Annotated in this window: 8 protein-coding genes and 1 pseudogene; 5 read left to right on the top strand and 4 right to left on the bottom strand. The window is 75.8% G+C overall.

The window, feature by feature from the left end; all coding sequences use genetic code 11:
- Positions 1-348: 348 nt before the first annotated feature.
- The gene (locus KOV94_RS00045) at positions 349-1257 is read left to right on the top strand and encodes an iron-sulfur binding domain-containing protein (protein WP_308160291.1); all 909 of its coding nucleotides are present in this window, start codon (positions 349-351) and stop codon (positions 1255-1257) included.
- A gap of 31 nt (positions 1258-1288) precedes the next feature.
- On the top strand, positions 1289-1645 hold the full coding sequence (locus KOV94_RS00040) for a cupin domain-containing protein (RefSeq protein WP_218050873.1): 357 nt from the start codon (positions 1289-1291) through the stop codon (positions 1643-1645).
- Between the two features lie 149 nt (positions 1646-1794).
- On the opposite strand, the gene KOV94_RS00035 is transcribed toward KOV94_RS00040, so the two are convergent.
- From KOV94_RS00035 to KOV94_RS00020, 4 genes are all read right to left on the bottom strand, one after another.
- Positions 1795-3396, bottom strand: a complete 1602-nt coding sequence (locus tag KOV94_RS00035) for a high affinity choline transporter 1 (RefSeq protein ID WP_124342545.1) — start codon at positions 3394-3396, stop codon at positions 1795-1797.
- 241 nt (positions 3397-3637) lie between these two features.
- On the bottom strand, positions 3638-4279 hold the full coding sequence (locus KOV94_RS00030) for a response regulator transcription factor (protein WP_124342546.1): 642 nt from the start codon (positions 4277-4279) through the stop codon (positions 3638-3640).
- Positions 4276-5562, bottom strand: coding sequence for a sensor histidine kinase (locus KOV94_RS00025; RefSeq protein WP_218050872.1), 1287 nt, complete (start codon positions 5560-5562; stop codon positions 4276-4278). Before KOV94_RS00025 ends, KOV94_RS00030 begins: the two co-directional genes overlap by 4 nt.
- An 88-nt stretch (positions 5563-5650) precedes the next feature.
- Positions 5651-6550: a TetR/AcrR family transcriptional regulator gene (locus KOV94_RS00020; RefSeq protein ID WP_218050871.1), complete on the bottom strand. Its 900-nt coding sequence runs from the start codon at positions 6548-6550 to the stop codon at positions 5651-5653.
- Positions 6551-6718: 168 nt separating this feature from the next.
- Between KOV94_RS00020 and KOV94_RS00015 the strand changes: the two genes are divergently transcribed.
- The 3 genes and pseudogenes from KOV94_RS00015 to KOV94_RS00005 form a co-directional block, all read left to right on the top strand.
- Positions 6719-7570, top strand: coding sequence for an urea amidolyase associated protein UAAP1 (locus tag KOV94_RS00015; protein WP_124342548.1), 852 nt, complete (start codon positions 6719-6721; stop codon positions 7568-7570).
- Positions 7571-7728: 158 nt separating this feature from the next.
- Positions 7729-8334 (top strand): annotated as a pseudogene (locus KOV94_RS00010) (urea amidolyase associated protein UAAP2); the annotation flags it as partial.
- A gap of 125 nt (positions 8335-8459) precedes the next feature.
- On the top strand, positions 8460-9931 hold a 1472-nt coding region (locus KOV94_RS00005), incomplete at its 3' end, for an ATP-binding protein (protein ID WP_218050869.1).

Genomic DNA, 9931 nt, shown 5'->3' with positions numbered 1-9931 from the left:
GGGCGGCGCCCCCCCCCCGCGGCCGGCGACGAGCCACACGACCAGGACGACGAGGAGCAGCGGGATCCCGAGGACGACGACGCGCCGCACCCAGTACACGCGGGCGGGCAGCGGGCCTGCGGGCCGGACGACGCCCATCGCACCCCCTCGGTCGGCTTCTCGGTCGGTCGGTCGTCGCGTCGACCGGGCTCTCGCGCGCGGTGCGGCCTGACGCGCGACCACAGTACGGCGGCGGCGCACGGTGACCGGGCCCGACTCGCGGGCCGAGACGCACGGGCGGACGTCGGCGCCCGCCCCGGCCGGCGGCGCACCCACCCGGGCGTGGGCGGCGTCGGGGAGGATGTCCGGGTGTCCCCGACGTTCGACGCCGCCGGCGTGCGCGACGACGTCGTCGCGTGGTTCGACGAGCACGCCCGCGACCTGCCGTGGCGCGCGCCGGACCGCACGCCGTGGGGCGTCCTGGTCAGCGAGGTCATGCTGCAGCAGACGCCGGTCGTCCGGGTCGAGCCGGCGTGGCGCGCGTGGATGACGCGTTGGCCGACGCCCGCCGATCTGGCGGCCGCGAGCACGGCCGACGTGCTGCGGGCGTGGGACCGGCTCGGCTACCCGCGGCGCGCGCTGCGGCTCCAGGAGTGCGCGCGGGCGGTCGTCGAGCGGCACGGCGGCGAGGTCCCCGACGACGAGGCCGCGCTGCTCGCCCTGCCCGGGATCGGCTCGTACACCGCAGCGGCCGTGCGGGCGTTCGCGTTCGGGCGCAGGTCCGTGGTGCTCGACACGAACGTCCGGCGGGTGATCGCGCGCGTTGCGGCGGGGACGGCCCTGCCCGCGCCGTCGCAGACCGTCGGCGAGGTCGCGCTGGCAGGCACGTTCGTGCCCGACGACGACGCGACGGCGGCACGCTGGGCGGCGGCGTCGATGGAGCTCGGCGCGCTCGTCTGCACGGCGCGGTCGCCGCGCTGCGACGCGTGCCCGGTCGCCGACCGCTGTGCGTGGCGCGCGGCGGGTCGCCCCGGTGACGAGCACGCCGCCCGACGGCGCACGCAGGCGTGGGCGGGGACGGACCGGCAGGTGCGCGGGCGCGTCATGGCGCTGCTGCGCGAGGCGATCGGCCCGGTGCCGCAGGACGCGATCGACGCCGTCTGGCCGGACGCCGTGCAGCGCGAGCGGTGCGTGGACGCGCTCGTCGCGGACGGTCTCGTCGTGCGCGTCGCGGGCCGCGACGACGACGCGCCGCCGACCTACCGCCTGCCCGCTTGACGGTCGTCGTGCGAGCCGCGACGGTGCGGGCATGCGCCTCTACGACGTCGTCCGCTACCCGCTCGACCGGTTCGACAGCGCGGGCGTGCTGCTCGAGGCCGTCCCGCCCACGACCGGGGCGACGAGCGTGCACGTCGCACGGCTCGACGCGGGCGGCACGATCGGCCGGCACCGGGCGGTGCGGCGGCAGGTGCTCGGCGTCGTGTCGGGGGACGTCGAGGTGCAGACCGACGACGAGCCGCGCGTCGCGGCCGGGCCGGGCACGCTCGTCGTCTGGGAGCCGGGCGAGCTGCACCAGACGTGGGCCGTGACGGACGCGGTCCTGGTGGTCGTCGAGACGTCGGGCGACCTGGACCTCGCGGATCCGTTCGTCGAGCGCCCCCGCTGACCTCCGGACCCGGTCGACCGCATGGGTCCCCTCCCCCGCGACGGCGTCGACGCCGAGCACGCCCTCACGCACGCCCGGACGGCCGGGGACGTGCGTGAGGGCGCGTTCGACGACGGGAGCTCGCCCGCCGCGGGTGGCGGGGAGCGGCGTCAGGCCGGGGACGGCAGGCCGTCTCCGACGTCGGGGTCGGTCGCGCGGGCGACCACGGGCTTCGTCGCGGTGTCCGACGACTGCGCGGTGACGCCGGCAGGGACGACCGACGCGTCCGCGGGAGCGGGCTCGGCGGTCGCCGTGTCCGTGAGGGCCCAGGCCTCCTCGTCGATCGACCGCGGCCGCAGGGAGGCGACGACGAGGTAGGCGAGGAGCGACGTGATCGCGCCGTAGAACGTGGGCCAGCCGTCGAACGTCGCGGGAACGAGGTCGTTGGGGAGGTAGAGCACGTCGTTGGGGACGCCGTAGATGGTGGGCGTGAGGACGAAGAGCCCGAGCCGCACGGTGAGCCCGACGGCCATCGCGGCGACGGCGGCGTGCTTGCCGCCGCGCTTCCAGAAGAGCCCGAGCAGGAACGGCACGACGAGCGCGGCGAGCATGAGGTCGAACGCGAGGGTCAGGAGGATGCCGGTCTGGGCGACCTCGAGCGCGACGGTCACGCCGAGGACGACGATCGGGACCATCGCGAGGCGGGTCCAGCGCAGCAGCGGGTCCTTGACTCCGGGGGTGTCGACGACGCGGCGGACGCCGAAGATGTTGCGGACGGCGACGGCGGACGTCGCGAGGATCGCGCCCGACGCGGTCGAGAACGACGCGGCGACGATGCCCGACAGGACGAGGATCGCGAGCCCGGGCGGGGCGTAGTCGTCGAGCAGCGTGAACAGGACCGGGCCGTCGGCGGTCGTGATGCCGAGCACCGACACCGCGGTCAGGGCGACGAGGCCGTAGGCGACGCCGACGATCGCGGTACCCGCGGCGGCGGTGAAGCAGGACCGGCGGGCGATCTCGGGCGACTTCGCGGAGAACACGCGCTGCATGAAGTCGATCGCGACGATGTCGCCGATGCCGAGCGAGATGAGCGTGGCCCAGTTGATGGGTGCGCCCGCGTCGGTGGAGGTCAGCTGCTCGAGGTCGAAGGGCCCCATGCCGGGGTCGATCTGGAAGCCGATCGTCGAGCCGACCCACCACAGCAGCGCGACGGTCGCGGCGGCGGTGATCGCGATCTGGATCGCGGCGGTGTAGGCGTCGGAGAACATGCCGCCGCCGATCGTGTAGACCAGCACGAGCACCACCGCGATGACGACCCCGACGGTGTAGTCGAGCCCGAGGAACCGTTCGAGCAGGAAGCCGCAGGCCACGAGGTTGCCGGCCATGAGGATCGCGAACGCGAAGATCATGAGGACCGACGCCGCGACCTCGACGCCCCGGCCGTACCGGATCCGGTAGAAGTCACCGAGCGTGAAGAGCTTCATGCGGTGCATGGGCTTGGCGAGGAACAGGCCCGTCAGGGTGAGGCAGATCGCGAGGCCGAGCGCGAGCGACGTGCCCGCCCAGAACCCGAACGACGAGGTGAGGTCGGTGTTGCCGACGGTCGCGTTCGAGTCGACCGCGGCCGCCATGAGGGACGCGGCGACGAGCGGGACGCCGAGGCGGCGGCCGGCGACGAGGTAGTTGGCGCTGTCCCCGTCGACCTTGCGGGCGACGAGGATGCCGACGAGGACGACGGCGAGGACGGAGAGCCCGACTCCGGCGATGATCATGGTGGCTCCGGGAGGGACGGCGGCGGCGCCGGGCTGCTCTCCCGGGTCGGCGCGGTGGCCAGGTCACGACGCGTGTCGAGGGTTTCTGTCGCTCGACAGGTTCATTGACCACCCGGGCTGTGTCGGCGTCGCTGCACGCACGAAACGGCTGTGTTAAATCCCGCTCCGCAGCGACCGCGCAGACGGGGGCGCACGCGCACGCGCGCGCGGAGCCTGCGTCCGGCTGCCGTCCGGCACGGCGTCAGCCCTCGACGAGACCCGCCTCGTGCACCCGGACGACGAGCTGCACCCGGTCCCGGCACCGCAGCTTGCGCAGCACCTCCGACAGGTGCGTCTTGACCGTCGACTCGCCGATGTAGAGCTCCGCCGCGATCTCCCCGTTCGACAGCCCGCGCGCCGCCGCGAGCGCGACCTCACGCTCGCGCGGGGTCAGCGCGTCGAACTCCGGCGACGGGCGACGGACGCGCCGCGAGAAGTCCTCGACGAGCCGGCGCGTGACGTTGGGGCCGAGCAGCATCGAGCCCTCGGCGACGAGGCGGACGGCCTCGACCAGCCGCTCCGCGGTGACGTCCTTGAGCAGGAACCCGCTGGCCCCCGCGCGCAGCGCGTCGAGCACGTACTCGTCGAGGTCGAACGTCGTGAGGACCAGGACGCGCGTCGCCGGGTGGCGCGCGACGACCTGCTGCGTCGCCGCGATCCCGTCGAGCACGGGCATCCGCACGTCGACGACGGCGACGTCGGGCTCGGTGCGCGTGACGAGCTCGACCAGCGCGCGCCCGTCCGCCGCGGTGCCGACGACCTCGAGGTCGGGCGCCGACCCGAGGATCGCCGCGAACCCCTGCAGGACGACCGGCTGGTCGTCCGCGACGACGACGCGCGTCATGCGCGGTTCCCGGGTCCGGCGACAGGCGCGTCGGAGGACCCGTCGGGGATCAGCGCCTCGACGACGAACTGCCCGCCCGCCGTCCGCACGTCGAGCAGACCGCCCAGCGCCTCGACGCGTTCCCGCATCCCGACGAGCCCGCGCCCGGGCACGACCGGGCGCTCCGGCGCGGGCTGCGTGAACGCGTTGCGGACGACCAGGCCGACGCCGCGCGCGTCGCTGCGCAGCTCGACGTCGACGGGCTCCCCGAAGGCGTGCCGCCGCGCGTTCGTCAGGCACTCCTGGACGACGCGGTACAGGACGTAGCCGGTCGGCTCGTCGATGTCGCGCCAGGCGCCCGACACCCGGACCTCCTGCCCGGCGTCCCGGGCGGCGGCGACGAGCGCGTCGACGTCCTGCGCGCCGGGCTGCGGCGCTCGCTCGGCACCGTCGGCCGCCTCGGACCGTCGCAGCACCGTGAGCACCTGCCGCAGCTCGCCGAGCGCCTGCCGCCCGTCCGCCGCGACGGCCGCGAGCACCTCGCGCGCGTCGTCGTCGAGGTCGGGGTACTGGAACGGCGCGCTCTCCGCCCGGACGACGACGAGCGAGACGTGGTGCGCGACGACATCGTGCAGGTCGCGCGCGAGTCGCGCCCGCTCGGCTGCCGCGGACTCGACCTCGAGCGCGCGCCGCTCCTGCGACTCGGCCGCCCGGGTCCGCGCCCGGCTGCGCGCCGACGACCCGGCCGCCGCGGCGAGGCTCACCGCGGCACCCACCGCGACGACGTGCGCGACGAAGACGTACGCCGAGAACCCGGACCCCGAACCGGAGTCGGTGAGGCCGATCGGCACGCTCGCGACGACCGGCGCCGCGCAGAACCACAGCGCAACCCCGACGGCCGCGACGACCGGCACGACCGCCCGCACCGGACCGTCGAGCGCGGCGAGCATCGCGACCGCGACCAGCGCGAGCCACCACCCGTAGGCCCACCACCCGAGCCAGGCGTACCCGAGGAAGGGCAGGAGCACGAGGACGGTCGCCCACACGGGGTGCGCGCGCCCCAGCAGCACGCCGACGACCACGACGACGAGCGCGGCGAGCACGTACCCCGACGACGCCCCGGGTGCGGTGCCGTACGACACCCAGGAGCCGTCGCCGTACACGACGCCGTCGAGGGCAGGGCTGGCCAGCAGGAAGGCGCCGACGAGCGTCGCGAGGACGATCGACGGCAGGGACCTGCGCAGCGCGGCGACGGCCGACGGCACGGCCGCGGCGGCAGGGCCGGCGAGGGGCAGCGTGCTCATGACGTCGATGCTCGCGGCCGTGGTCGTGCCCGCGCCAGGGCCGCGCGCGGGACCACCATCTCCCCCTCACGACGGAGGACGCGCACGTTCACGCGGACGTGACCCCGACGGACGGCGCACCGCGACCGTCGTCGGGCGCGGAGACCGGCGCTCGGCCAGGCGTGGCGAGCGGCGCGTGGCCGGACGCCGGGAGCGGCGCACTGTCGGACGCCGAGAGCGGCGCACGGTCGGACGCGGTGGCGGGCGCACGCTCGGCGGGCTCCTGCACGCCCGGCGGGGGCGGGGTCGCAGCCGTGGTCGCCGACGCGAGGTCCGCGGACGCGGAGTGTGCCGCCTCCACGGTCGGGGCGTCGCCGCCGAGCAGCCGGAGCACGCCGTCCGCCACGGAGCGGGCGACGGCGGCGGCGTCGAGGCGCTCGCCCGCGCGCCGCCGGAGGATGACCGACTCGACGAGCCCGAGGACGAGCGGCCCGGCGGCCTCGACCGCAACCACGTCGTCGGTGGCGGGCGTCTCCCCGGCGGCTGCGAGCGCGGCGAGGACCTGGGCGGCGAGCTCGTCGTAGCGGGTGCGCAGGCGGTCGCGCAGCGCGTGGAACTCGGCGAACTGCTCGCCGTCCACCTCGGGCAGCAGGTACAGCGCGCCGATGTTGACGGGGCTCGTCGTCAGCAGCAGCACGTCGGCGTGCGCGAGGGCCCAGAGGCGGGCGGCGGCCGGCGCGTCGTCGGTGGTCGCGAGGCGGTCGGCGAGCTCGAGCGACGGGCGGACGGACCCGAGCAGCAGGTCGAGGAGGATCGCGTCCTTGCTCGTGAAGTGGTGGTAGATCGACGCCTGCCGCACCCCGGCCCGGTCGGCGACCGCGCGCGTGCTGGTCGCGGCGTAGCCGACGGTGCAGAAGAGGGCCGCCGCGGCGTCGAGCACGTCCTGCCGGGTGTCCCGCTGCTCGTGCGGGTCGCCGGTGGCGCGCGGTCGTCCCGGTCTGCGTCCCATGGCCTGGGGAACGTACCACCGGCCTGTCCGGTGCCCGGAGCCCGGACCGCCGCGGGAGGCCGCTGGGCGTCCGGGTGGCGTAACGCAACGTTTACGGGGTGGTGATCGGCGGGGAACAGGGCGTCGGGAGGCTGTTTCTGTCAGACGACAGAAAACCCAGGAGCTGCCATGACGACCGTCGACGACACCGGCACGACCGCGGGCGCCCGCGCGCACGCCCGGGCCCAGGAGGCCGCCGCCGCCGGCCGCGTCCACGCGATGCCGACGCTCCCCGCGAGCGCCTGGCCGACCCCGCCGGCCGACGTCGACGCGGCGGACCTCGTGCACGCGGAGGTCGTCGCGGGCGGCGGGTACACGCACCTCGCGGTCGCGCGCGGCACGCACGTCCGCGTCACCGACCTGGTCGGCGACGCGTGCGCGCACGTGCTCGCGTACCGGCTGGACCGGCCCTGGGAACGACTCAACGTGGCCGACACCGTCAAGGTGCAGTGGCAGGTCTACCTGACGGCAGGGCACCTGCTGCTGTCCGACGCGGGCCGCGTGCTGGCGTCGGTGGTGCAGGACTCGTCGGGCCGGCAGGACGCGCTGTTCGGCACGACGACGCGCGCGCGCAACGCGCAGCGCTACGGCGACGGCGACGCGCACGGCCCGTCGCCCGCGGGTCGGGAGCTGTTCGCGCTCGCGGCAGCGAAGCACGGCCTGACGCGCCGCGACCTGCCGCCGAGCGTGTCGTTCTTCCAGGGCGTCCGGGTGGACGCCCAGGGACGCCCGCACTTCGAGGGCTCGGCGGGCGCCGGCGCGGCGGTCACGCTGCGGGCCGAGGTGCCGCTGCTGCTGCTCGTCGCGAACACCGCGCACCCGCTCGACCCGCGCCCGGAGTTCACGTCGTCGCCGCTCGAGGTCCTCGCGTGGACCGGCCGTCCGACCGCGCCCGACGACCCGCTGTGGACCGCCACCCCCGAGGGCCGCCGCGCCTTCACCAACACCGCCGCCGACCTCACCGCCCGGGGGATCGCATGACCACGACCACGCCCACGACCGGCACGCCCGACGCGGCCGTCACCGACGCCTTCCCCGCGAGCCCGACGGCGTCGGGCACCGCCACCGCGAGCGTCACGAGCCCGACGGCGGGCGGCACGACCGACCCGGCGACCGCGACCGCGCCGGGCCCCGACCCTGTGCCGGCCGGCGAGGTGCTGCGCGACGACGTCGTCCCCGCCCGCGCGCCGTGGTCCGCGGTCGTCTCCGCCGGGGACGTCCTGACGATCGTCGACCTCGGCGGCAACCAGGCGGTCGACTTCCTCGTCTACGACGCGCACGACACGTCGCTGCGGTACAGCGCGCCCGACACGATCCAGGCGCAGGACTCGGTGTTCCTCACGACGGGGTCGGTGCTGCGCGACTGCGAGCACGGCGAGCTCATGACGGTGGTCGCGGACACCTGCGGCCGGCACGACACCCTCGGCGGCGCGTGCTCGCAGGAGTCGAACACGCTGCGCTACGGCCACCACACCCGCGCGCAGCACGCGTGCGTCGAGAACTTCCTCGCGGAGGGCGGGCGGCACGGGCTCGGCAAGCGGGACCTGGTGTCGAACGTCAACTGGTACATGAACGTGCCGGTCGACCCGGACGGCGCGCTCGGGATCGTCGACGGCATCTCCGCGCCGGGGCTCGCGGTGTCGCTGCGCGCGGAGCGCGACGTGCTCGTCGTCGTCTCGAACTGCCCGCAGGTCAACAACCCGTGCAACGGCTTCGACCCGACACCCGTCCGCATGGTCGTGACCGGAGGGGTGGACCGGAGCGCAGCGGAGGGTGGGGGTCGCGCAGCGGCGCCCGCCGGGAGCGGAACGCAGGACCACCCCGACCACGGGCACAGCCCCGACGACGAGCACAGCCCGGAGGCCGCACGATGAGCTTCGACACCCTGCTCGTCGCGAACCGCGGCGAGATCGCCGTCCGCATCCTGCGCACCGCCCGTGACCTGGGCCTGCGCACGGTGGCCGTCTACTCGGACGCCGACGCGGGCGCCCCGCACGTGCACCTGGCCGACACCGCGGTCCGCCTCGGCCCGGCCCCTGCGGCGCAGTCGTACCTGCGCGCCGACGCGATCGTCGAGGCGGCGCTCGCGACGGGTGCGGGCGCGATCCACCCGGGCTACGGCTTCCTGTCGGAGAACGCGGGGTTCGCGCGCGCCGCGGAGGCGGCGAGGGTCGCGTTCGTCGGCCCGACGCCGGACCAGCTCGAGCTGTTCGGTGCGAAGCACACGGCCCGTGCGGCGGCAGCGGCGGTCGACATGCCGATGCTCGTGGGCACGGGTCTGCTGGAGGACCTCGACGAGGCGCAGGCCGAAGCGGCCCGGATCGGCTTCCCGGTGATGCTCAAGGCGACCGCGGGTGGCGGCGGGATCGGCATGCGCGCGTGCGCGACGCCCGACGAGCTCGCGGCGGCATGGGAGGCCGTGCGCCGGACCGCGGGTGCGGCGTTCGGGTCGGCGGGCGTGTACCTGGAGCGGCTCATCACCGCGGCGCGGCACGTCGAGGTGCAGGTCTTCGGCGACGGGCTCGGCCGCGTCGTCACGCTCGGCGACCGGGACTGCTCGTTGCAGCGGCGGCACCAGAAGGTCGTCGAGGAGGCCCCGGCGCCCGCGCTGCCCGACGCGGTGCGGCAGCGGATCGCCGACGCGGCCCGCGACCTGGCGGCGTCGGTCCGGTACCGCAGCGCGGGCACGGTCGAGTACGTGTACGACGCCGAGCGCGAGGAGGCGGCGTTCCTCGAGGTCAACACGCGCCTGCAGGTCGAGCACCCGGTGACCGAGGCCGTCTACGGCGTGGACCTCGTCGCGTGGATGATCCGCCTGGCGCAGGGCGACACCAGCCCGCTCGACACCCCGCTGCAGGCGCGCGGTGCGGCGGTCGAGGCGCGCGTCTACGCCGAGAACCCCGACCGCGACCACCTGCCGTCGGCGGGGACGGTGACGGCGTTCGCCGTATCCGCGGACGTGCGGGTCGACACGTGGGTCGAGCCGGGGCTCGAGGTGTCGACGCACTACGACCCGCTGCTCGCCAAGGTCGTGGCGTCCGGCGCCGACCGCGACGCCGCGTGGGCCGCGCTCGACGCCGCCCTCGCCGCGAGCCGGCTCGACGGCGTCGCGACGAACCTCGGCCTGCTGCGCAGCATCGTCCGCACGCCCGAGGTCGCCGAGGCCCTGCACCACACGGGGACGCTCGCGCACGTCCGCGACGCGACGCCCCGCGTCGAGGTGGTCCGCGCGGGCATGCTCACGACGATCCAGGACTGGCCGGGCCGGACGCACCTGTGGCACGTCGGCATCCCGCCGTCGGGCCCGATGGACGACCTGTCGTTCCGCCTCGGCAACCGCGC

This window comes from Cellulomonas algicola (assembly GCF_019024305.1).
Classification (GTDB): domain Bacteria; phylum Actinomycetota; class Actinomycetes; order Actinomycetales; family Cellulomonadaceae; genus Cellulomonas; species Cellulomonas algicola.
The sequence above is the reverse complement of the archived record's forward strand: the minus strand, read 5'-3'. Positions and strand labels throughout refer to the sequence as shown.

Excerpts from the sequence above, each read along its gene's own strand:
- KOV94_RS00040 (WP_218050873.1), top strand. The coding sequence starts at position 1,289 with ATGCGCCTCTACGACGTCGTCCGCTACCCGCTCGACCGGTTCGACAGC.
- KOV94_RS00035 (WP_124342545.1), bottom strand. The coding sequence starts at position 3,396 with ATGATCATCGCCGGAGTCGGGCTCTCCGTCCTCGCCGTCGTCCTCGTC.
- KOV94_RS00030 (WP_124342546.1), bottom strand. The coding sequence starts at position 4,279 with ATGACGCGCGTCGTCGTCGCGGACGACCAGCCGGTCGTCCTGCAGGGG.
- KOV94_RS00025 (WP_218050872.1), bottom strand. The coding sequence starts at position 5,562 with ATGAGCACGCTGCCCCTCGCCGGCCCTGCCGCCGCGGCCGTGCCGTCG.
- KOV94_RS00020 (WP_218050871.1), bottom strand. The coding sequence starts at position 6,550 with ATGGGACGCAGACCGGGACGACCGCGCGCCACCGGCGACCCGCACGAG.
- KOV94_RS00015 (WP_124342548.1), top strand. The coding sequence starts at position 6,719 with ATGACGACCGTCGACGACACCGGCACGACCGCGGGCGCCCGCGCGCAC.